The sequence below is a fragment of the Flavobacterium crocinum genome (assembly GCF_003122385.1).
GTDB lineage: Bacteria > Bacteroidota > Bacteroidia > Flavobacteriales > Flavobacteriaceae > Flavobacterium > Flavobacterium crocinum.
Map to the genome: position 1 here is coordinate 1,121,692 of NZ_CP029255.1, position 23,449 is coordinate 1,145,140.

Below are 23,449 nucleotides of genomic sequence, written 5' to 3' on the forward strand. Positions count from 1 at the left end.
TTTTACTTTAATAAAAATACGCCCAAATTACAATTCGTAATTTGGGCGTATTCATTATATAATTATTTCAAAATAACTTTTTTAGTAACACTTTTAAAATCATCATTGGATATTTTTACGAAATAAACTCCTGATGCCTGATTGGTTAAATTGATTTCTGTATTTTCTGAAATTGATTTTTGTTGATGAATAACACTTCCGGAAGAGGAAATTACTGAAATAGTCGATTGCTGAGGCGCGCTAATTGTGATTCGATCAGCGCTCGGATTTGGGAAAAGCGTAACAGTAGATTTTTCAATATCGAAATTTTCATTGGACAGAGTAGCAGTTGGGGGCAGATAAAAATTACCGGTTAATAAAAAGGAGTATAATGTTTTTAGAGTATGATTAAAGTAGCTGTTTGGTTCGTCGAGGTTTTTTAAATCTGTGTAAGAAGCATCTAAATGCGCCTGATTTTCACCAGCCATAGCTGCGCAGGCAAAATCGCCGACAAATGTAGCATTGTGCCACTGCCCGTTTACGGTTCCGTTTTGATTGTAACCGTCTTTAATATTGGCAGTTCCGCCAAGATTGATGCGAACAAAATCGGATGATTTTTTAGCATAGGTTTTAGCATCAGCTGTTCCGTACCAAACATAATCAACAGCAATTCGCCAAGGTGTTCTGGCTGCGTCGTAAGAATATGTTTTTCCTTCTTTGTTGTATCCGTTAGTTATGGCGATAGGAGTATAATTTCCGGAAGCTTCGCACCAATCTGATACTAGTCCGCCAACAGCATTATTTTGTGTCAAATTATTGTTGATAACCGTATAAGCTTTTGCAGCAATCTGATTCCAAAAGACAATATCATTTGTAAAAACGCCAAAAGCGCGGTAATAAGCAGGAGAGAAATAAGAAGGATTTGTGATTGAACTTCCACCAAATTGATCGCCAGGTTTTAAAACATAAGTATTGGCTTCAACTTCGTAATTTTTTATGGCAGTAATTAAAGCTGTTGCATCATTTTTGTAATTGATAGTTCCAGTACTTGTCCATTGATAATCGGCAACAATAAGAGCGAATGCAGCATCGAGTTCAGCATCTGTGGCTCCGTTTTGTCCAATAGTTCCGGAACAGCCGCTAATTTTCCAGTTCATAACTTTGTTAGTGTTTACATTGTCTTTGTAATACAGCCAAAGTCCGTCGAAAAGTGTTTTGTCTGCTTTATAAGCAGAAAGCAGCATACCATAAGCAATTCCTTCAGAAACCGTTTCAGACGAGTTGTCAAATTTAATACGGTAACGTCCGTTAGAACAGTATTCTACAAAATTGATTTTCCAGGTATCATAATTGGTTTGAGCATCCTGACTGCTTCTGGGGACAGCCATAAGTCCGTTTCCATACACCTTGTTGGCAGGAAAAGGCTGTGTTTGTGATTTACTTTCTGCGGCTAGCAGAAGAGCAATCACGAAAAATAGGTTTTTCATATCTTAAAAAATTTAGGGTGCCTAAAAGTAAGATTTTTTAGATATAAAAAAAATCCTAAACTACAATTTGTAGTTTAGGATTTATAAAGAAGTTAACAAGACATTATTTTTTCAAAATAAATTTCTGAGCTTTAAATGTATTATGATCAGTATTTTGAATTAAGTAAACACCATCGGCAAGATCTTCTAAATGGATTGTATTAAGACTATCTGCATTTAGATGTACTGATTTTACCAGTTTTCCGGCAGCATCTATTATGATATATTTTCCGTTGTATTTAGTAACAATATTTAAAACTCCACGACTTGGAACAGGATACATTTTAAATTCTGAAACGTTGAAATCATCCAGACCTAAAGTAGTTACATTGATACAATCAGAAGTAACTGTACATCCTGCAACTGTAATATCAACTTTATATTCTCCTACGACTGAAGGCGTAAAAGATTGATTGGTTTCAGTTGTTAATAATGTATTTGGACATTTATACCACTGATATGTAGCTCCAGATTGATTTGCAGTTAATATTCCTGAATTTAAATTTACTGTTTTTAGAATTGCAGAAGAATTGTTAATAGTTAATGCTAAAGTTTTAGTATCACAACCAACAGTGTAATCATAATTTCCAGAAGATGTATAAGTAATACCATTCACCGGCCATGTATAACTGTCGCAAGCCGTTTCTGTTTGTGTAGAACTTGTAGAATTAGTAATGGTCAATGCTAAAGTTTTGGTATCACAACCAACAGTGTAGTCATAATTTCCAGAAGATGTATAAGTAATACCATTTACCGGCCATGTATAACTGCTACAAGCAGATTCTGTTTGTGTAGAACTTGTAGAATTAGTAATGGTCAATGCTAAAGTTTTGGTATCACAACCAACAGTGTAGACATAATTTCCGGAAGCGGTATATTTTACACCATTTACTGGCCATGTATAACTGTCACAAGCGGTTTCTGTTTGTGTTGAACTTGTAGAATTAGTAATGGTTAATGCCAAAGTTTTGGTATCACAACCAACAGTGTAGACATAATTTCCGGAAGCGGTATATTTTACACCATTCACTAGCCAAGTATAGCTATCACAAGCCGTTTCTGTTTGTGTTGAATTTGTAGAATTTGTAATAGTTAATACTAAAGTTTTGGTGTCACAACCTACTTTATGTGTGTAATTTCCGGAAGCAGTATATTTTATACCATTTACTGGCCATGTATAACTGTCACAAGCCGTTTCTGTTTGTGTTGAGCTTGTAGAATTAGTAATGGTTAAAGCTAAAGTTTTGGTGTCACAACCTACTTTATGTGTGTAATTTCCGGAAGCAGTATATTTTATACCATTTACTGGCCATGTATAACTGTCACAAGCCGTTTCTGTTTGTGTTGAGCTTGTAGAATTAGTAATGGTTAAAGCTAAAGTTTTGGTATCACAACCAACAGTGTAGTCGTAATTTCCGGAAGTAGTATATTTTACACCATTCACTGACCATGTATAACTGTCACAAGCGGTTTCTGTTTGCGTAGAACTTGTAGAATTAGTGATGGTTAAAGCTAAAGTTTTGGTGTCGCAACCTACTTTATGTGTGTAATTTCCGGAAGCGGTATATTTTACACCATTTACTGGCCATGTATAACTGTCACAAGCCGTTTCTGTTTGTGTTGAGCTTGTAGAATTAGTAATAGTTAAAGCTAAAGTTTTGGTATCACAACCAACAGTGTAGTCGTAATTTCCGGAAGTAGTATATTTTACACCATTCACTGACCATGTATAACTGTCACAAGCGGTTTCTGTTTGCGTAGAACTTGTAGAATTAGTGATGGTTAAAGCTAAAGTTTTGGTGTCACAACCTACTTTATGTGTGTAATTTCCGGAAGCGGTATATTTTACACCATTTACAGGCCATGTATAACTGTCACAAGCGGCTTGTGTTTCAGTAGGGGACGAGGTTGAAGGAGTAATCGTTAAATTTAATTTTTTAGTATCACATCCCACAACGGTTGTATAGGTTCCAGAACTAGTATAAGTAGTGCCATTTGCACTCCAGGTATAAGAATCACAAGCAACTATAGTTTCTGGTGCTGAAGTAGTAGATGGAGTTATAGTTAAATTCAAAGTTTTAGTATCACATCCAATCACTGTTGTATAGGTTCCGGAATTAGTATAAGTAGTTCCGTTTGCACTCCAGGTGTAAGAATCACATGCAATTATAGTTACCGGTGGCGATGTTGTTGACGGAGTTCCCGTTACCGTTTTTACCAAAACTCTGTCACTTGCACAATAAGCTGTTTCACAAGCAACACAATAAGTAGTATTATTTGCTGTGGGAGTTGCTGTAACTGATGCTCCTGTTGCAAAACTTGTTCCTCCGCTCATTGCAGTATACCAGGTAGCAGTTGTACCAAGCGGACAAGTTGCATTTAAATTAACTGCTGTACTTCCCAGACAAGTAATATTTTGTGTATCTGTAGTAGCTGTAGCATTTCCTGGTTTAATTGAAGTTGTTGTAATATTAGAATTTACAGTTGAGAAATTAGAACCACTAACAGTTGCCTGATTGGTAACAGCACAAGTATTTTGAGGTAACGTACCAGCGGCATTAATTGTCGCACTAAAAGTAATTACAGTAGATTTTCCGGCAGCTAAAGTAAATGGTCCAGCAGAAAGTGTTGTTGCAGTTGCATTTACAGCTGTACTTTTTGCAGTTACTGAATTATCAGTTATAGCAGGATTGTTAACAGTTGATTCTGCAGCAGGTTTTGTTTCCTCCTGAATATCGTTTTGAGGAGCCATTTTTGAAGCAGTTCCGTTATCTGGAAGGGTAACAGTTCCGGATACTATTTTTCCGGTATAAGGAAACTCATGTAATGCAGTTCCAATGGTATTATTATTAAGATCCCAAAACGTTTTTAATTTTGCAGAATTATCCGTGTTGTTAGCTCCGGGAACAAAAGTTCCTGTACCCTGCAAAATTACCTGAGAATTTGCACTTTGCGACATTACATCAAATGTTGCTGCTACTCCTGTTGCTGTATTTGTAGTATTTCCGCTAATATTTGCTGCATTTATCATTGTACTTAAACTATTATCTGCAGTAGCTACAATACCAAGATTAGCGTAAGCATTATTAACAACATTAATAGTATTGTTTTTTATAGTAGCATCTATTCTTGCAGAACCCGCAATGTTATTATCATTCGCATCAGAATAAACACCATAATTACTTGCATTGTTAATAATGTTATTTGAGATTTCTGTTATATGTTTGGCATTTCCACTAACGGCAACATAAATTCCGTTAGAGGTTGTCCCAAGACCAGATGCGTCGATAATGTTGTTATTTATACGGCCTTTCATTGTTCCTGATCCCTGATGACCAACGCTACAGGAATATACACCATTATAACTTGCTTTTACTGTATTATTTATAATGTTGTAGTTAACAGTTGCCGAACCATTTGCCTGTAAAGATAATCCGTTACTTCCTGGACTTGTTGTTGCCGCATTTATAATGTTAGCATCTGTAGAAGGTGTATTTCCGCCTATTTGGACATTATTATCAGAAGATCCATCGAAGTTTAAAGTTAATCCTGTTGTTTTTGGATTAGAAAAATCATTTTTCTTAAAAACTAAAGTGTTTTTTGAAGTTCCTCTTGCCTGAAAAATAAAGTTACTGTCACCATTTGATCTATTGAAAGAGTTTTTAAATTGAGAGCCTGTTACTGTCAGATTTAGAGTCGGATTTTGAGAAATTCCATTATATCCAAAAAAACCTCTTCCCCAGGAATCATTAACATTAGTATTTGTTATAGAACAGGTTCCTTTCAATTCAAGGGCAAATATTCCACCGACATTTACATTACCTCCATTTGCACTTCCGCAACCATTGATAGTACTATTACTTAAAACAAAATTGTTAACATCATTTAAATTTATTCCCATTGAGTTTGTAGTACCTGAAACAGCAATATTATCTAATGTAACTCCTCCTGATATTGTTTTAAAATGTAGAGCTGCATAAGAATCTGTATTATTATTTTGAGGATTTGGAACATTTCCATTTACTCCAGAAATACTTGAATTAGTAAAATTCATGTTTTTAAGAATGACATTTGAACATGAAATAAACTCGGCACCTCTTTGTTGAATATTTTGTATTGTACCTCCGGAACCTGCTGTATTTCCAGAACCAGTAATCTGAAAACTTCCCGGAGAATTAACAGAAATTCCTTTTACAGGGTTTCCGTTTGCTGAAATACTTGTAAAAATACAATCGATAGTTCCAGTTCCTGTGATATTTACTGCCTGAAGATTTGTTGCATTAATAGAGGCATTTTTAATTTTTAAAGCGCCTACATTTGATCCAGACAAAGTTCCGGTCATCGCTACAGCCTGAATATCATTATTCGATTTTAAACTAATACCGGCAATAGTAGGATTTGCTCCACCAGTAGAAGGTAATGAATTGCTGTATGTTGGTACAGTAAGATTTAATATAGAAGCTAAACTTGAAGTTGCTCCCTGACCAATTACTTTTTGATTATCATTTAAAGCTAAAGATCCGGTAACTGTTCCCGAGTAAATAAAAATAGGATTTGCACTTGAACCTGTAATACTACTTAGTTGTTTATAAGGTGTTGCCAATGTTCCGTTTCCTGGAGATGCAGCTGCATTATTTACAAAGATTATAGGAGTACTTACGGTAATATTCACTGTTGCAGTTGAGGTTTTCCCGTTAGTTGAGGTTATAGTATAAGTAAAACTATCTGAACCGGAATATGCCGCAGTTGGATTATAAGTAAAAGAACCATTTGAAGCCAAGTTAACAGTACCATTAGTTGGATTGGTTAAAATAGTTGCAGTTAAAGCAGTTGCGTCCGGACTCACATCATTTGCCAAAACACCTCCTGCAGCATCTACAGTAATTCCAACATTTCCGATGCAGGAATAAGAATTATTGTTAGCAACTGGTGTTGCTTTAAATGAATTTGCTACTAAGGTTAAATTAGAATCTAAAATATCCTGAAAAGTCATCCCCAGAGCATCATCTGCACCCGTATTTGCAATCGTAATAGTATAATCTAACTGAGAACCAGGCTGTGGATTTCCACCGCCATTTACGGCTACAACATTATTCACAGTGACAGTTGCAGCAACAGCAGAAGAAGTACTTGAATTTTCTTTAACTTCAGTTTTTTTATTTCTATTATTGACTTTTTTATCAATAAAAGTTGTTTCAGCTTTTGCTAAACTTTCAACTATTGGAGCAACAACATTTTTCTTAATAATATTATTGTACTTCATTCCAAAACTTAGAAATCCTAATAATACTATTACAACTAAGAGTTTGTTATTTTTCATTTTTTTTGCTTTAAATTGGCCTAATTAAGAAAATACTGCTTCATATTTCATCCCTACTTCATCAAAACCAAGTGGAGTAAGAAATAATTCTAAATTGCCTTCTTCGGGATGTATAATAGTAAAAATACCCTGTTCGTAATATTCGTTTTTTTGCTGTGTACGAAAAACTATAGAAAATGGATTTCTTTCTAATGGAGAATAACTGTTGAATTCGGTCACCGAAATTAATTCCGCGTCAAGCTGAATTTCTTCCGAAATTTTAATAATAAATGTTTTATTGAGTAATGAATTAAAGTTATTTACAGAGAGTAAAGATATATCCATATAATTTAGTTAGTCGTTATTTTTAATTCGTTGCATTCCATTGCATTAAATGGTAAACTCCATTTGTTTCACTTATTTTTTGAAATCCTAATCTTTTATATAATTCCATAGCGGGATTAAAACTTTCAACATGAATCGTAACATTCAAATTGTTGCTGGCTGCTTTTTTCAAAATTTCATTTAAAATAGAACTGCCAATATTTTTATTCCGCCATTCTGGCAGAATTGTAATGTCTATAATACGAATGCCCTTTTGTTCAAAAAAGAAATCAATATATAATCTTCCAATTGTTACGTTCTCTTTTTCAATTATATAGAATTTTCCGCCCAGATAATTTTTCTGATAATACTCGTGCTGAGCAGAAAACTGATGTTCTATAAAAAGTCTTTTTTGTTCATCGTTCCAGTTTGTTCCTTTTTCTAATTCTTCTTTACGGGTGCTTCCATATATTTCACAAAGTACAGGAAGATCGTAGGCCTGAATGTTACGAAGAGCAATATCTTTTATTTTTAATTCCAAAATCCAATTATTTTATCCTCGTGGTGGGTAAATTCCCTGAAGAGCAATACAAAAATTCATTGTCAAATATGGCATCATATTATTATGAGGTGTACTTCCTCCAGTAGGATTTATACTAGTGGCACTCATATCAGTATTTGAGGCACCTGTAGAATAAACTCTAAGAGGATTACCTCGCCCTAAACTATTATTTGTTGGAGTGATTGACTGTGAATTTGAAGTTGCAGCCATTAAAGAATGAGTGTGGTATGGAATTTCAGATTCTAATAAAGTAACCGTTTCAGATCCTCCGGTTTCCCCCAAGTCGTGTAAAGATAACCCAGGGCCTTGTCCAGGATGCATTGGTGTTCTTCCCTGTAAATCCGGCAAAGCAAAGGTACTCTTTCCGTCACCGCCATAAGTGGTTCCTAATAATGAAAAGAGAGCGGTTTGTTGTGATAATGGCAAAAGTTGCCCATTACAAAAAGCCCAGCCTCTTGGTGGGAAATTAAATGAAAATATGCGTATTTCGGCCACAAAAGGATCCATAATATATCGTTTTATTATATTAAAAAATAGTGTAAAATTTGATTTTCTAGGTTTGAGGAAATATTCCAAACAATGAAATAATAAAATTTACACACAAATAAGGTTGAAAATTTTCATGTGGCTGACTTCCACCTGTAGCTGCAATGGATGATCCATTTAAAGGAGTTGCAGGAGTTGCACTTGAAAACATTTTATTTCCTGGCGGATTAGTACTCAACAGAGAACCTGCAGGACTTGCAGTATCTGCTAAATTTGTTGTTGCCAGTAGTGCGTGATTGTGAGCCGGAATCTGATTTACTGTAAGAGTGACTTGTTCAGCACCCCCGGTTTCTGCCAGTATAAAGCCCTGACCAGAATGAATAGGAATTCTGCCTTGTAAATCAGGTAATGCAAATGTACTTTGGCCATCGCCTCCATAAGTAGTACCAATTAATTGAAATAGAGTTTCATTCTCAGAAATAGGAAGTAATTGTCCTTGACAAAACATCCATCCGGCAGGGGCAAAATTTCCTGCAAACATTCTGATTTCACCAACGTAAGGTTGTGCCATTTTTTAATTTTTACAATTAATAATTAAGTTGCTGATGGAAAAATTCCTTGAAGGGCAATACAAAAATTCAGGGTTAAAAAAGGCTGCATGTTTAAATGTGCCTGGCTACCACCAACATTTGTTAGCGTTCCGGAACTCATAGCTGTTAAATTTTGATTTTGCCCACTATAAACAAGATTAGGAATAGCATTAGCTAAAACGACTGTATTATCCGGAATATTTGTAGCAGCAAGATCTGTTTTAGCTTTTAAAGAATGAGTATGTTTTGGTATCTCAGAAATAGTTAAGGTATGGGCTTGTTCACCTCCTTTTTCTCCTAAAGTATGACCATTTCCAAAATGGATAGGAGTTCTGCCACGTAAATCAGGTAATGCGAAGTTAACTCGTCCGTCTCCACCAAATGTAGTTCCTAATAAGGAAAACAATCCCTGATTTTGATTTATAGGTAAAAGTTGTCCATTGCACAATGCCCATCCTTTTGGAGCAAAGTTAAAAGACATGATACGGGTCTCGGCTAAAAATGGTTCTGCCATAATAGAATTATTTTTTTAAGATAAAATAGTGATTAAACAAAAGAAGATTGGACAACAAGACTATGTTGAGAGATTACTTCTTTTTGATATACAACATTATTACCTTCTTTTATGATAATTTTTGTTGTTGTTTGTTCAGAATCTAAGATAGTTTGCAGATATACACTTCCTTTTCTTGTATCAAAACCGTATGGATTCAATTGCTGAGAAGGAGCAGGAAATAAATAATGTGATAAATTAACCTCATTACTATATATTTTTAAATCGCTCATAGCAACGGTAATAGCTTCCAAATCAAATCCGGATAAAGATTTTAACGATTTCCATTCTCCATTTGAATTTTTCCCAAAACACAATAGAACATCATCTACTTTTCCGGTAGTTTCGGTATGAAGATGTATTGGAAACATTTTAAGAAGACCATCTGAAGAACTGTAGCAATAGTTTCCAGAAGAAGCATAACCTGTTTTTTCCCAGTTTACAATAGATTTTTTATAGCAATCTGCTAATGATTGATCTAAAAGAAAAGCATCAAAAAAAGTTAATTTGGAGAATTTAGAAAGAATATTATCTTCCTTATTTTTAGAATTAGAGAAACTCTCTAAAGTGTTCTGAGCAACTAGTGAACTGCAAAACAAAGTTGACGCACTTACGAATCCAACATTTTTTATAAAGTTTCTTCGCTTTAAATCGATCATATTCAATGGTTTTAGTAAAAATGACGAAGTAAAAGTACTAAAAACATTAAATGTCTGCTAAAAAAACAAAAAAATTTGTTAATAAATGCAATAATAATCGACGAACTGCGTTTATGATTAATTTTATTAAGAAAAAAATGATGTTTATACAAATAAGATGTTAAAAAAAATAAACCCCAAACTACCTAAGTAATTTGGGGTGTTAATACAGTAATAAAAATTACTTTATTTAGTTTCTTCCTCTTGTTTTTTAGAAGCAGCAGGTTGATCGTCTTTAGCAGCGTTTTTAAATTCCTTAATTCCACTTCCTAAACCTTTCATTAATTCTGGAATTTTTTTACCTCCAAAAAGTAATATCACAATACCTACGATAACAAGGATTTCTGTAAGACCTAATCTTCCCATGACTATTATATTTAATGCCGAAGCAAATTGTTTTCTATAATTATTCCGCAAAGGTATATAGAAATATACGAAATAAAAGTATTTTTAGTTTAAAATATTTGGATCAGACCACGTTAAATATTTTATAAAATCCTGAATTTAGCCAATTCATAAAATAAACCCGAGCTTTAGCAATATTTTAAATTGCTATATTTGCTCCTATTAAAAGAGTAATATGTCAAAGAAAAAACATAGTTTCAGAAGAAAATTATTCACCAAGAACCGATTGGTAATTTTGAATGAAGATACTTTTGAAGAACTATTTTCTTTTAAACTTAATTTAATGAATGTCTTTGTAACGTTTACTTTAGGAGGCATTTTTTTAATTTTAATTACCACTTTCATAATTGCCTTTACGCCGCTTCGTGAATTTATTCCAGGATATTCCTCCACAGAGTTAAAAAGAAACGCAACCCAATTGGCGATTAAATCAGATTCTCTCGAAACGGCTTTACGAAACAATGAAGCTTATATTAAAGGAATTCAGAAAGTTTTAAAAGGAGAATTAGAATATTCAAAATTCAATAAAGATTCTATTTTAGCAGAAACAGTCGAAGATCCGGCAGACTTTAACATGAAAGCGTCTGATGCTGAAATAAAATTAAGAGATGAGGTGGCTAAAACCGAAAAGGAACAACAGACAAAATCTCAGGAGAAAAAGAAAAGTGACAAAAAATAATACCATAAAAAATGTCAATTAAAGCTGTAGCAGCAAAATTATTTGCTAGTAAGATATATTCCGAAACTCAAACCTGGGCCAAAAAGCCAGTAGAAACGCAACAGAAAGTCTTTAAGAACCTCATAAAAAATGCCAAAGAAACCAATTTTGGCAAAGACCATCATTTTAATCAAATACAAACGGTTCAGGAATTTCAGAAAAACGTTCCGGTACGAGATTATGAAGATTTAAAACCTTATGTAGATAAGGTTGTAAAAGGCGAAGAAAACGTTCTTTGGAAAGGAAAGCCATTGTATTTTGCCAAAACTTCCGGAACAACTTCCGGTGCTAAATTTATTCCGCTGACAAAAGAATCTATGCCGTTCCACATTAGCGCTGCACGAAATGCGATTTTACATTACATTCATGAAACCGGAAACACTGGTTTCGTAGATGGAAAAATGATTTTTCTGCAAGGAAGTCCAATCTTAACCGAAAAATACGGAATTAAATTTGGAAGACTTTCCGGAATTGTAGCGCATTTTGTTCCAAAATATCTTCAGAAAAACAGAATGCCTTCCTGGGAAACCAATTGTATTGAAGACTGGGAAACCAAAGTTGATGCCATTGTAGATGAAACTATAGTAGAAGATATGTCTGTAATTTCGGGAATTCCGTCATGGGTACAGATGTATTTTGAACGTTTGCAGCAAAAAAGCGGAGGAAAAAAAATTGGCGAAATATTCCAAAACTTTAATCTCTTTATTTACGGAGGAGTTAATTATGAACCCTACCGTGCCAAATTTGAAAATATGATTGGCAGAAAGGTTGACAGTATCGAATTGTTTCCGGCTTCAGAAGGTTTTTTTGCTTATCAGGATTCGCAGAAAGAAAAGGGAATGTTGTTGTTGTTGAATTCGGGTATTTTCTACGAGTTTATAAAAGCGGATGAATTTTTTAGTGAAAATCCAAAAGCGCTGACAATCGGCGAAGTAGAAATAGGAGTAAATTATGTTTTAATTATTTCTACAAATGCAGGACTTTGGCGTTATAATATTGGAGATACAGTTCAGTTTACTTCTTTGGCTCCGTATCGTGTTATAGTCTCTGGACGTATCAAACATTATATTTCGGCTTTTGGAGAACACGTTATTGCTAATGAAGTAGAAAATGCAATGAAAGAAGCTGTAGCATCAACGAATATCGTAATCAACGAATTTACAGTTGCACCACAGATTAATCCATCAAACGGACTTCCGTATCATGAATGGCTGGTTGAATTTGAAAATGAACCGGAAAACATGGAGTTTTTTGCTGAAACAATTGACAATTCAATGCGTAAGCAAAACATTTATTATGATGATTTAATCACCGGAAATGTTTTAAGAAAAGTAGTAGTTACTAAAGTCTCCAAAAACGGATTTCAGGATTATATGAAATCACAGGGAAAATTGGGAGGACAAAATAAGATTCCAAGATTGTCAAATAATAGAGATATTGCGGATAATTTGAAGTAGAAAGATAACTAAAAGCTTGATATTAAATAAATTTTAAATTTGAAAAAGCAATTTTGAAAGCATACCAATTATTGGTATATTTGATAAAATTTAAAAGGTTATGGCAAAGAATACGTCAATATTATTAGGAGACTATTTTGATAATTTTATTAATTCACAAGTTAAAACTGGCCGATTCACATCTGCAAGTGAAGTAATTCGAGCCGCATTACGAATGTTTGAACAAGAACAAACCAAAAGTGAAGAACTAATAAAGGAATTAAAAAAAGGAGAAAAATCGGGATTTGTAAAGGATTTTGATCGCGAATCTTTTCTAACAAATCTTCACGAAAAACATCTTAAAAAATGAATTATAAGATAAGTATAGAAGCATCTTATGATTTAGAAAAAATTTGGCTTTATACTTTTGATACTTGGTCTACTGAACAAGCAGATAGATACTTAAAGTTGATATTGGATGAAATCGAATACCTGTGTTCAAAACCTAATTCAGGAAAAGATTTTAGTCATATCAGAAAAGGTTATTTTAGAACCAAAGTAAAATCACATTTAATATTTTATAAAATAAACGTCAAACAAAACGAAATAGAAATTATTAGAGTTTTGCATCAAATGATGGACATTGAAAATCATCTTAAATAATGGAGTTGAAAAATTATCTTTTGATAAATCTTCGTTTAAGAAAATTTTAAAATAAAAAAGCATGAAAGAAACCAAACATATATCAAGATCAAGAGCACAGGAATCGTCTGCAGCGATAGAAAAAATGTACATTACAATGCGCCATTTGTTCAACCGTGGTTTTTATAAACCAATGGGAGTTTCCGGTGACAGTTTACGTGAATCATTATTAGCATTGCGTCCTGAAATCTACGGAAATATTGCGGAAGAAAAGGTAGAATTAAACGGGCTTTTATACGTTATAGAACGTCTTCCAATCGGAATTGAGCAATGCCGTTTTATCAATTTGACTTCAGACGAAGGTTATTCTAAATCACATTTTCAGGCGATTGTTCCTCCAAAAAGAAGAAGAAACTGCTACAGAATAGACGAAGAACAAATGAATGTTGAAATCACTCGCGGTCGTTCGGATATTTATGATATTCTAACACATTTGACTTTCATTTTTATTGAATCTCACAAAATTAAAAACAGAGTTTTAATCGATGACGGCGGAGAAGTTTCCCGTGACTGGCAGAAATTGGAGCAAGCGGTTATGCAGACCAAAAAACTTTCTTTGGTAGAAAAAGAAAAAGCGATTTCACATGTTGCTAATATTTTAGCCAGAACTTTTGAAGAAGTTTTAGATATTTACGATGCTTTTGGTTCAGAAAATGCACCAGACCGTTTCCTGCACGTAATTTATTGGTTAGGAAAACTGGCAATTGAAGAAATTGTTGAAAACAATAAGCGTACAATAACATTCAGTCCTGTTTTACGTGAACGTTTGGGACACCACATTCACGGAGAAATCTGGGCGACAAACATCAAAGAAGTTTTAAAAGCGAATGATCTTTTAAAACGTCCAATTCATGTTATCAGTGCGAATATGCACAGTGTGATGAACTCTATTTTTGCAACTCCGTTGTTGAAAACTAAGTACAAAGGCAAGACAGATTTCTTTATTTATGAAGAATTAAGCGGTTCGGGATCAAAAGAAATAAGAGGGCAGGTGGAAGAACTGGCGCTGAAAAACGGAATGATTTCATTACCGGATTGTTCAGGAACCAATATTGATGTTCAGATTTTTGATACCGCTAAAATTGACTGGGCAAAAACCGCTTTTTCACATGCCAATGTAGGGGAAGAAAAACCGGTAATTATCGTAATGGATTACGCTTTTGGAGAACAGGCTTATGAAACGATCGATGAGCTTTTAAAACCATTCAAAAAAGAAACGTTATTAAATGTAAAATCGGTTTCGATTATGGGTAAAGCCGGAATTCTGGAAGGCGGAAAAGGAGATATTATGATTCCGTCAGCGCACATCAACGAAGGAACGGCGGATAATTATTTCTTTGAAAATGAATTGACAGGCGCCATGTTCGAAGGAAATGATATTGATATTTACGAAGGAGCAATGGTTACCGTTTTAGGAACTTCGTTGCAAAACAGAGATTTGTTGAAATTCTTCCACGAATCGACCTGGGGTGTAATTGGTCTTGAAATGGAAGGATCATATTACCAGAAGGCGATTCAGTCGGCATCCAAAATTAGAAAAAGTGTTCCGCATGATATTAAAGTTCGTTATGCTTATTATGCATCAGATAATCCTTTGGAAACAGGAAGTACATTAGCGTCAGGCGGATTAGGAACAACTGGTGTAAAACCAACTTACTTGATTACAATTAAAATTTTAGAACAGATTTTCAATATAAAATAGCATTTTATATGAGTACAAAAGTACCGCAGAATATAGAAGATCAGGAGATTGATTTAGTTCAGATTTCTAAAAAGATCAGTAATTTTTTCGACAGAATTAATAGTTCTATTTTTAGAAGTATTCAATTTTTTCTGAGAAACTGGATTATAGTTTTAGTATTGGTTGTGAGTGGTTTTGCAATAGGCTGGTATTTAGACTCAACAAGAAAATCGTACAGTAATGAGATTATCGTAGAGCCAAATTTTGAAAGTGTAGATTATCTGTATTCAAAAATTGATCTGCTACAATCCAAAGTAATTTCGAACGATACAGTTTTTCTAAAAAATGTTGTTGGAGTTAAAAGACCAAAACGGATTAAAAAAATCCAAATCAGACCCATTGTTGAGGCGTATAAGTTTGTAGATAACAAAGAGCGTAATTTTCAATTATTAGAACTTATGGCTGAAAACGGTGATATCAATAAAATTTTGGTAGATACCTTAACCAGTAAAAATTACAGATATCATACTGTTTCATTTACAACAAGTGAAGTAGGAGAGGATAAAGATTTTGCAGGACCGATTTTAAATTTTTTAAACAATTCAGAATATTTTAATACCATTCAGAAAATAGAATTGAAAAATTTACAGGGAAATATTGTTCAAAATGATTCTATAATCAAACAGATTAATACCGTTTTAAGCAATTTTTCGAACGGTACAAAGAGTGCTCAAAAGAACGATAAACTGGTATATTACAATGAAAATACCCAGTTGAATGATCTTATAAAAACCAAACAAGGTTTAATTGAAGAACAAGGGAGAAACAGACTTAAATTGGTTAGTTACGAAAATACAATCAAAGAAATCAGTAAAACGATTAATGTGGAGAGTAAAAAATCAATAAATAGCAAGCTAAAGTTCTATCTTCCACTTTTATTCCTTTTGCTTTATGTATTTGTAAATTCATTTAAAGCATTTTACAGAAAACAGCTTTTGCTTGTAGAAAACGAAAAGAACAAATAATATAATTTTAAAAACAAATGAAATTAAAAATCATTTCAATCTATCTTCTGATTGCTTTATTTATATCATCTTGTGGAAAAAAGGAAGAAAACATAGTTAGAAAAAAAGATGTTTTTACCGTTACTATTGAAGCAGTTTTTGCAAAAAATGATAAACTACAGATTTTTTATTTACCGGAAGGAGGAGAATGGAAGGACGAAAACTCAATTTTTCGACCAGTTTATGCATCAAACGAAATGCAAAAAATTGTAATCAATTTTCCGGATAAGGTTTTTCCTGAAAATATTCGGGTAGATTTAGGTTATAATACTACTCAGCAAAATGTTACTATAAAAAATATTTCTGTTAGACACAATTCAAAAGTAATTGATGGAGATTTTGAAGCGTATAAAAAATATTTTTATGGTAACGAATTTGTTACTTGGGATCCAAATTACTTTGGTTACAAACTAAGTCAGGTTAATAATCAATATGATCCGTTTTTGATGGGAAATAACGAATTAATGGACGAATTACAAAGGCTTAAATATTAAATAATTACAAGAAAATATAACTAAAAAAAAGATGCGATTTAATTTTAAATTTATTTTGAATAATGAAAAAATTAGAGAGTATCTTTTTTTTATTGGATTACTATTTTTAGTTTATTTACCAAAAGGAGGCTTCAAAATAGTTGGAATACCTTTTACCTGGGGATATATATATTTGGGTTTTCTTTTTGTACTTTTAATATTGATATTACTCGATAAAAGAACATTTTTAGTCCAGTCAAAACACTTTATATGTTATTTGGCCACTTTGCCATTTGTTATTTATTTTTCTTTAAATCTCTTTTTTAGGGGATATGAAGGTTCACTGGGGAACCTAGTAGCGTTCTATGTAAGTTTTGCATTTCTTCCGTTATTCTTTTATCTTTTTTTAAGTCCGTTTTTAAAGAAAATAGATTCTTTATACATAGAAGAAAAGATAGTTCAGGCCGTTTTTTTGGTTTCCTTGTACGGCATTTTACTGTTTGTTTTCAAACAAGTTACGGGGCATTATATTGAAATTCCTTATGTAACTGTAAACGCAGGTGATTTGGGAACACTGGAAGGAAAGTACAATATGAGAGGCTCACTTTATAAGTTGATTTCTACTTATAACAATGGAAATATTTTTGGGGTTTGTATTTTAATGTTGTTTCCAATTTTCCATCAAAAAAATACTTCTAGAATAAAATTAATGATCGTAATTCTGGCTTTGATACTTACTTTATCAAGAACCGTGTGGCTTGGATTATTGTTTTATTTTGTACTTATCTACAAAGACAGCATTTTCAGACTAATTAGAATTTACGCTTTGCTGGGATTAATTTTGATCGTTATAGGGACATTCTTCATGAATCGGTATTTTCAATACGGATCATTGTCAGGATTCATTTTAGATTCAAAATTAGGAGGTAGAATCGAGCAAATAAGACAATTGAGCGGTTTAAGCTTTTTTGGAAGCCAAACTTTTAAGTTTATAGAAGAAATCGTTTATCTGTCTATTTTCAAACAACTTGGTTTTGTTGGAATTGTGTTGTTTTGTCTTTCTTTTTTTATGCCAGTTTATATTGCTATTTCAACCAAAAACAACAATTACCTTTACTTAGTTGGCTGTATGATTTATTTATTTGTTTGCTGCAGTGATGGTTGTATGTTGTATATACCAACATTAGTGTTTTTCTATTTCATTTCTACTATGATTTTTATTTCCAAGAATAGAACCGAGGAACAAAATATCACATAGAAAATAACCGTACATTCCATATTGTCTCACGAGAACATTTTCTGTGATAAACGAAATAACAAATAAGATTGTTAGAGATAAATAGAGATAATTTTGCTGTTTTATGGAATATTTTATTTTTATGAACAAGGTTGAGATAAAAGCCAAAAGCATAAAAATTCCCCCTTTTAGCAAGTAATCAAGATATTGGTTGTGAGAATTAATCTTAAATTTTTCCAATTCAGGATTATGGAAAGGAACGTAACATTCGTTTAATTTATCCTGAATTAAATTAAAATCCATTCCCATAAAATTGGAACCGTAAATGAGCTTTGAACTGCACGACCAGGCAGCATATCGAGTGGAATTTTTAAACGAATTGTCTAATAGAAATTGAATATCTTCTATATAACGTCTGGACAATAAAACCACAGCTAAAACGGCAAATAATACTAAAAAAATCAGTTTTTTTGAAATCGTTGTGTTCTCTTTTTTTAATAATAGAAATCGAACACCGGAAATAATAATAAGTCCAACAATAATATTTCTTGAATTATAAATTATTAGTCCTGAAAAAAGAAGGACGAACATTATAAAAAACAGCGCCTTTTTATGAACAGGAAACTGTTTAAAAGATGAGGTCAAATCTGCTAAAAATAATATGGCAATGGCAATCCATAAACAGATATAAGTTCCATGTATTTTATTATAAAATTCTAAATTATAACGTGCTAAATACCAATCGAAGTGGTGATTTGGAATATCATAAATGTAAAACCCTAAAAAATACAGACACAATAAACTCAAACAGATACTATAAGCAAATTGTATTTTTTTTAGGTCTTTTGAAAATGTTTCTATCTTATATAAATAAACACTTAACAACGGAATAACAAATAATAATAAACTTTCAGCAATAAGCTTGAAACTTTTAGAGCTATAAAATAGGATGTAGTAAAAGGCTAAAATGATAAAAGAAAATAGAAAAGGCGCATTTTTTCTTGAAATTTTAAAATCTTCGAACTTAGCAAAACTTATTAATAACAAAGCTGTTACAATCATCATGATAGATTGAAAAGCTTCTACAAAATAAATAAGAGAAGAAAATACAAACAAATACATTATTGGCTTAATAAGCTTTTTAGAAAAATTCATTTTAGTCAATTTTATTCTTGAAAAAATTTAACTCGTCACTTTTAACTATAGCAGAATTCAGGTAAGCAGTTATAAATATTTCGGTTAAAATTAAAGAAACCACAATACCATATACTTTCATTAAATGACATAAAACAAACGACAGAATTATATTTATAATCAGTCCGTAAAGATGTGCATTAAAGTAAGTGTTTTTTTTATGATGAAGTAACAATGACATGTAAGCAGACTGATTTAATGCACTAATAAGCGGAATTGGAGCAAGGTAAATTAGATAGATAGAAGAACTTGAGGTATATTCAGAACTTAAAATACTAATAATGAGATTTGGAAAAACGATTAATAAAATACCTCCAAAACCATACATTAAAAAATAAGACCAGAAAACAGATTTTAGAAAATGATTAAGTTGCTTAATTTTTAAGATTCCAATTTCACAAGCCTTAAAATAAACACCTTGAAACAATACACTTATTGATTGCTTGCAAAGCATAATAATTTTTTCTGCTACATTATAAATTCCCACAACAGTATTATCAAAAAAGATACTTAAAATTATAGTACTTGAATTCATAAGTGCACAAATCGTAAGGTTGGTTAAAAACAATTTATGGCCAAAAACAAGTTCTTTGTAAACTTCAGGCATTACAGTCAAACTATATTTAAAATCACACTTTTTAATTAAATATAAAGTAGAAAAAATGAAAATAAGAATATCTGATATTCCCAGATAGTAAAAAACAAACTGATAATCTTCTTTTTGTACAAGAGTTATAAAAATCAGTGCAATGCAGCCAATTTTTACGACAGAATTGATAATAAAATACGGAAATACTTTATCCAGTCCGATAAAGAAACAAAGGTTATTTTGAGATCTTGAAAACAGAAATACCAACAAAGAAAATGAAAAAATCAGATTGTATTTTATTTCAGAACATAAAATAAAAGCTAACAATAAAAGCAAAGACGGAAGAAATACAACAATCTTGCAATTAATGATTTTCGAAATATATTGGTTGATTAAGTTTGTGTCATTTTTTACTTTCTGAATCTCTATCGGTGCAAATGCATACCAGGAATAATCATATAAAACGGAGACAATGTTTATAAATGCCATTGATACCGCGATTAAACCGTAAATGTCAATTCCAAATGTTTTGATATAAAACGGAATTAATAGCAATGGAAATAATAAATTAATAAAATTTATTCCAAAGCTCAATGATATGTTTTTAAGCACTGTATAAGTTGATGTTAAATTTAAAACAGAAAGTTGATTTTTTATTTCAAGCAAATACAAATTAAAATTATATTTTTGATAAAAACAGAAAATGTAAGTTTTTTTAATATAAAAATGACACAAGGATATAGCATCGCAATTCCCGCTTATGGCAGGCCACATGAATTTGAAGATTTATTACAATCTATTTATGAAATGGAAATGCTGCCAAATGAAATTATAATTTGCGAAGATTTTTCAAAAGAAAGAGCCGAAATACAAGCTGTTGCAGAAAAGTATCAAGTCATTTTTAATGCTAAAAACGTGATTGTTTCTTATATAGAAAACGAAAAGAATTTAGGCTATGATGCCAATATTAGAAAACTAATTGATTTAGCCCTTTTCAAATGGGTTATATTAATTGGTAACGACGATTTGTTTTTGAAAAACGGGTTAACTGAAATTGACAACTTTTGTAAAAGAAATCAATCTATTGCAATGGTTTCAAGACCTTTTATTCGGTTTGAAAAAGACATAAATAAACCACTCGGTATTTCCAGAATTTTGCCAAATGAAGTTATTATCGGAAAAAATGATTCGGCTAAACTAATTTTCAGAATGTGTGGTTTTGTTGGAGGATTAGTTATTAATAAAGAATGGGCAAAAAAACTAGCTACAGATAAATATGATGGAACATTGTTTTATCAAATTTACCTTGCTGCAAATGCTTTTTGTACAACTGGAATTGGTTATTTAGCCAATCCTTCAGTAGGAGGACGAGCAGGAAATCCGCCATTGTTTGGAAATTCCGGCAAAGACGGAGACTTTCATATTCCCGGATCGTATTCAGCAAAAGGAAGAGCTTCAATGTGGAAAGGAGTTTTAGACATTGGAAAAGACGTTGGTAATTTATATAAAATTGAAATTCGGGAAGAGTTGCGACAAGAATTAATGATCAGACAGTCCTTCCACGTTTTTGAAATGAATGTTGGAGTTTCGAAAGAAACTTTAAAAGAACTCAAATCTGAATTAAAAAAGCTAGATTTGTTCGATCATTGGATTCCAAAAACTTTATATTTTCTAAATATCACTTTTGGTAAAAACGCCTATTACGTTTATTATCTTACAAGAAAATTAATGCAATAAAAATGAAAAAAGCCCTAATCAGCGATTGGTATTACGTAAACGGAGGAGCCGAAAAAGTAATTCATTCCATAAATTCAATTTGGAATGATTTCGATCATTTTGCGCTTATTGATTTTTTGAATGATGAAGATCGCAAGTTTATTTTAAACGGGAAAAAAGCCAAAACCAGCTTTATTCAAAAACTACCTACAGTAAAGAAAAACCATCGCAAATTTTTACAATTATTTCCAATTGCCATAGAACAGTTTGATTTAAGTGATTATGATCTCATAATCAGTTCTTCATCGGCAGTTGCAAAAGGAATAAAAGTAGAAGAAAACCAACTTCATATTTGTTATTGCCATTCGCCAATGCGTTATGCTTGGGATTTAAGAGAACAATATTTAAAAGATGCCGGATTAACCAAAGGTTTAAAAGGATTATATGCAAAATCGGTTTTAGATAAAATTCAGAAATGGGATCTTTCTAACTCTGAAAACGTTGATTATTTTATTGCCAATTCTAAGCACATTGCTCAAAGAATTAAAAAGACATACAACAAAGAATCAGTTGTAATTTATCCACCTGTAGATGTTGATTTTTTTAGTTTAGAAGAAACAAAAGAAGACTATTATTTAACAGCTTCCAGATTGGTTCCCTATAAAAAAACACAACTTATTGTAGAGGCCTTTAACGAATTACCACACTTAAAATTAATAGTTGCCGGAGAAGGGCCGGAATTAGAAAAACTCCAAAAAGTAGCTAAAAGCAATATAGAATTTGTCGGTTTCGTTGAAAATAAAAAATTGCGAAGTTTAATGCAAAAAGCAAAAGGTTTTGTTTTTGCAGCCGAAGAAGATTTTGGAATTATTCCCGTAGAAGCACAAGCTTGCGGAACTCCCGTAATTGCCTTATCCAAAGGAGGGACGTTGGAAACGGTTGTCGATAACGAAACTGGTATTTTTTTCGACGAACAATCTGTTCAGAAAATCAAAGAAGCTGTAATTCATTTTGGAACCAAAAAATTTGATTCAAAAGCGATACGTAAACATGCTGTTTTGTTTTCAAAAAAACGATTTGAGAAAGAAATAAAAGAGTTTGTTGAAGAAAAATATAAAGAACATCAAGGCTTTTTAGAAACAAGATAAATCAAAATATAACTGAAAAAATAATTTCCAAATCAACTACATTTGTCCTGAACAAATAACTATTATGAAAAGAATACTCATTACCGGAGCAGCAGGATTTTTAGGATCACATTTATGTGACAGATTCATTAAAGAAGGTTACTTTGTAATCGGAATGGATAATCTGATTACAGGAGATCTTAAAAATATTGAGCACTTATTCAAACTGGAAAATTTTGAATTCTACCATCATGATATTACCAAGTTTGTTCATATTCCTGGGGATTTAGATTATATTTTGCATTTTGCTTCTCCGGCAAGTCCGATAGATTATTTAAAAATCCCGATTCAGACTTTGAAAGTGGGGTCTTTAGGAACACACAATTTATTAGGATTAGCGAGAGTTAAAAAAGCCAGAATTTTGATAGCTTCAACATCTGAAGTTTATGGAGATCCGTTAGTGCATCCGCAGACAGAAGAATATTACGGAAACGTAAATACAATTGGGCCACGTGGAGTTTATGATGAAGCAAAACGTTTTCAGGAATCAATCACCATGGCGTATCATACATTTCATGGTGTAGAAACCAGAATTGTTCGAATTTTCAACACATACGGTCCAAGAATGAGATTAAACGACGGACGTGTAATTCCGGCTTTTATTGGTCAGGCTTTACGCGGAGAAGATTTAACCATTTTTGGAGACGGAATGCAAACGCGTTCTTTCTGTTATGTGGATGATCAGGTAGAAGGTATTTTCAGATTATTGCATTCTGATTATGTATATCCGGTTAACATTGGAAATCCGGACGAAATCACGATTAAAGATTTTGCAGAAGAAATCATCAAATTGACAGGAACAAACCAAAAAGTGGTTTATCATCCGTTGCCAATAAACGATCCATTACAACGCCAGCCAGATACAACAAAGGCAAAAGAATTATTAGGCTGGGAAGCTAAAGTTAATCGTGCAGAAGGAATGAAAATAACCTATGAGTATTTTAAATCATTATCTCCTGAAGAATTGGCAAAAGAAGAACACAAAGACTTTTCTAGTTATATAAAATAAATTTTGAAAGTATTAAACTCT

22 protein-coding genes are annotated in these 23,449 nt (G+C 32.4%); 11 read left to right on the forward strand and 11 right to left on the reverse strand.

Annotated elements, in window-relative coordinates; translation table 11 throughout:
- Positions 1 to 62: 62 nt before the first annotated feature.
- From HYN56_RS05170 to HYN56_RS05210, 9 genes are all read right to left on the reverse strand, one after another.
- The gene (locus HYN56_RS05170) at positions 63 to 1,466 is read right to left on the reverse strand and encodes a glycosyl hydrolase family 8 (RefSeq protein ID WP_109191204.1); all 1,404 of its coding nucleotides are present in this window, start codon (positions 1,464 to 1,466) and stop codon (positions 63 to 65) included.
- A gap of 103 nt (positions 1,467 to 1,569) precedes the next feature.
- Positions 1,570 to 6,825, reverse strand: coding sequence for an Ig-like domain-containing protein (locus tag HYN56_RS05175; RefSeq protein ID WP_109191205.1), 5,256 nt, complete (start codon positions 6,823 to 6,825; stop codon positions 1,570 to 1,572).
- 24 nt (positions 6,826 to 6,849) lie between these two features.
- Positions 6,850 to 7,149, reverse strand: coding sequence for a DUF6916 family protein (locus HYN56_RS05180; protein WP_109191206.1), 300 nt, complete (start codon positions 7,147 to 7,149; stop codon positions 6,850 to 6,852).
- A gap of 22 nt (positions 7,150 to 7,171) precedes the next feature.
- Positions 7,172 to 7,669, reverse strand: coding sequence for a GNAT family N-acetyltransferase (locus HYN56_RS05185; protein WP_109191207.1), 498 nt, complete (start codon positions 7,667 to 7,669; stop codon positions 7,172 to 7,174).
- 12 nt (positions 7,670 to 7,681) lie between these two features.
- The gene (locus tag HYN56_RS05190) at positions 7,682 to 8,197 is read right to left on the reverse strand and encodes a phage tail protein (protein ID WP_109191208.1); all 516 of its coding nucleotides are present in this window, start codon (positions 8,195 to 8,197) and stop codon (positions 7,682 to 7,684) included.
- A 46-nt stretch (positions 8,198 to 8,243) separates the two neighbouring features.
- Complete coding sequence (locus HYN56_RS05195) at positions 8,244 to 8,747, reverse strand: phage tail protein (protein WP_109191209.1); 504 nt, start codon at positions 8,745 to 8,747, stop codon at positions 8,244 to 8,246.
- Positions 8,748 to 8,770: 23 nt separating this feature from the next.
- The gene (locus HYN56_RS05200) at positions 8,771 to 9,280 is read right to left on the reverse strand and encodes a phage tail protein (RefSeq protein WP_109191210.1); all 510 of its coding nucleotides are present in this window, start codon (positions 9,278 to 9,280) and stop codon (positions 8,771 to 8,773) included.
- A gap of 32 nt (positions 9,281 to 9,312) precedes the next feature.
- The gene (locus tag HYN56_RS05205; protein ID WP_109191211.1) at positions 9,313 to 9,978 is read right to left on the reverse strand and encodes a hypothetical protein; all 666 of its coding nucleotides are present in this window, start codon (positions 9,976 to 9,978) and stop codon (positions 9,313 to 9,315) included.
- A gap of 225 nt (positions 9,979 to 10,203) precedes the next feature.
- Complete coding sequence (locus tag HYN56_RS05210; protein ID WP_008465789.1) at positions 10,204 to 10,383, reverse strand: Sec-independent protein translocase subunit TatA/TatB; 180 nt, start codon at positions 10,381 to 10,383, stop codon at positions 10,204 to 10,206.
- Between the two features lie 214 nt (positions 10,384 to 10,597).
- On the opposite strand from HYN56_RS05210, the gene HYN56_RS05215 reads away from it, so the two are divergent.
- The 8 genes from HYN56_RS05215 (at position 10,598) to HYN56_RS05250 (ending at position 17,754) form a co-directional block, all read left to right on the forward strand.
- Positions 10,598 to 11,101, forward strand: a complete 504-nt coding sequence (locus tag HYN56_RS05215; protein ID WP_109191212.1) for a peptidase — start codon at positions 10,598 to 10,600, stop codon at positions 11,099 to 11,101.
- A gap of 11 nt (positions 11,102 to 11,112) precedes the next feature.
- Positions 11,113 to 12,597: a GH3 auxin-responsive promoter family protein gene (locus tag HYN56_RS05220; protein WP_109191213.1), complete on the forward strand. Its 1,485-nt coding sequence runs from the start codon at positions 11,113 to 11,115 to the stop codon at positions 12,595 to 12,597.
- 100 nt (positions 12,598 to 12,697) lie between these two features.
- Positions 12,698 to 12,946 carry a type II toxin-antitoxin system ParD family antitoxin gene (locus tag HYN56_RS05225; RefSeq protein ID WP_109191214.1) on the forward strand — a complete coding sequence of 83 codons (249 nt, stop codon included), beginning with the start codon at positions 12,698 to 12,700 and terminating at the stop codon, positions 12,944 to 12,946.
- The gene (locus HYN56_RS05230; RefSeq protein ID WP_109191215.1) at positions 12,943 to 13,239 is read left to right on the forward strand and encodes a type II toxin-antitoxin system RelE/ParE family toxin; all 297 of its coding nucleotides are present in this window, start codon (positions 12,943 to 12,945) and stop codon (positions 13,237 to 13,239) included. The genes HYN56_RS05225 and HYN56_RS05230 overlap by 4 nt, the downstream gene beginning before the upstream one ends.
- Before the next feature lie 61 nt (positions 13,240 to 13,300).
- Positions 13,301 to 14,980 (forward strand): DUF6909 family protein, encoded by a 1,680-nt coding sequence (locus tag HYN56_RS05235; RefSeq protein ID WP_109191216.1) that lies wholly within the window; start codon positions 13,301 to 13,303, stop codon positions 14,978 to 14,980.
- 8 nt (positions 14,981 to 14,988) lie between these two features.
- Entirely contained in the window at positions 14,989 to 15,984 is a 996-nt protein-coding gene (locus tag HYN56_RS05240) for a hypothetical protein (protein WP_109191217.1), read from the forward strand.
- A gap of 17 nt (positions 15,985 to 16,001) precedes the next feature.
- On the forward strand, positions 16,002 to 16,517 hold the full coding sequence (locus tag HYN56_RS05245; RefSeq protein WP_109191218.1) for a hypothetical protein: 516 nt from the start codon (positions 16,002 to 16,004) through the stop codon (positions 16,515 to 16,517).
- A gap of 31 nt (positions 16,518 to 16,548) precedes the next feature.
- The gene (locus HYN56_RS05250; RefSeq protein WP_109191219.1) at positions 16,549 to 17,754 is read left to right on the forward strand and encodes an O-antigen ligase family protein; all 1,206 of its coding nucleotides are present in this window, start codon (positions 16,549 to 16,551) and stop codon (positions 17,752 to 17,754) included.
- On the opposite strand, the gene HYN56_RS05255 is transcribed toward HYN56_RS05250, so the two are convergent.
- Both HYN56_RS05255 and HYN56_RS05260 read right to left on the reverse strand, forming a co-directional pair.
- Positions 17,680 to 18,888 (reverse strand): O-antigen ligase family protein, encoded by a 1,209-nt coding sequence (locus HYN56_RS05255; protein ID WP_109191220.1) that lies wholly within the window; start codon positions 18,886 to 18,888, stop codon positions 17,680 to 17,682. The genes HYN56_RS05250 and HYN56_RS05255 overlap by 75 nt on opposite strands.
- A gap of 1 nt (position 18,889) precedes the next feature.
- Positions 18,890 to 20,290, reverse strand: a complete 1,401-nt coding sequence (locus HYN56_RS05260; protein ID WP_109191221.1) for an oligosaccharide flippase family protein — start codon at positions 20,288 to 20,290, stop codon at positions 18,890 to 18,892.
- Between HYN56_RS05260 and HYN56_RS05265 the strand changes: the two genes are divergently transcribed.
- The 3 genes from HYN56_RS05265 to HYN56_RS05275 all read left to right on the forward strand — a co-directional run bounded on the left by HYN56_RS05265 (position 20,243) and on the right by HYN56_RS05275 (position 23,428).
- Positions 20,243 to 21,253, forward strand: a complete 1,011-nt coding sequence (locus tag HYN56_RS05265) for a glycosyltransferase family 2 protein (protein WP_146194571.1) — start codon at positions 20,243 to 20,245, stop codon at positions 21,251 to 21,253. The genes HYN56_RS05260 and HYN56_RS05265 overlap by 48 nt on opposite strands.
- A 2-nt stretch (positions 21,254 to 21,255) precedes the next feature.
- Positions 21,256 to 22,380, forward strand: coding sequence for a glycosyltransferase (locus tag HYN56_RS05270; protein WP_109191223.1), 1,125 nt, complete (start codon positions 21,256 to 21,258; stop codon positions 22,378 to 22,380).
- 64 nt (positions 22,381 to 22,444) lie between these two features.
- Entirely contained in the window at positions 22,445 to 23,428 is a 984-nt protein-coding gene (locus tag HYN56_RS05275) for a UDP-glucuronic acid decarboxylase family protein (RefSeq protein ID WP_109191224.1), read from the forward strand.
- The last annotated feature ends 21 nt before the right edge of the window (positions 23,429 to 23,449 follow it).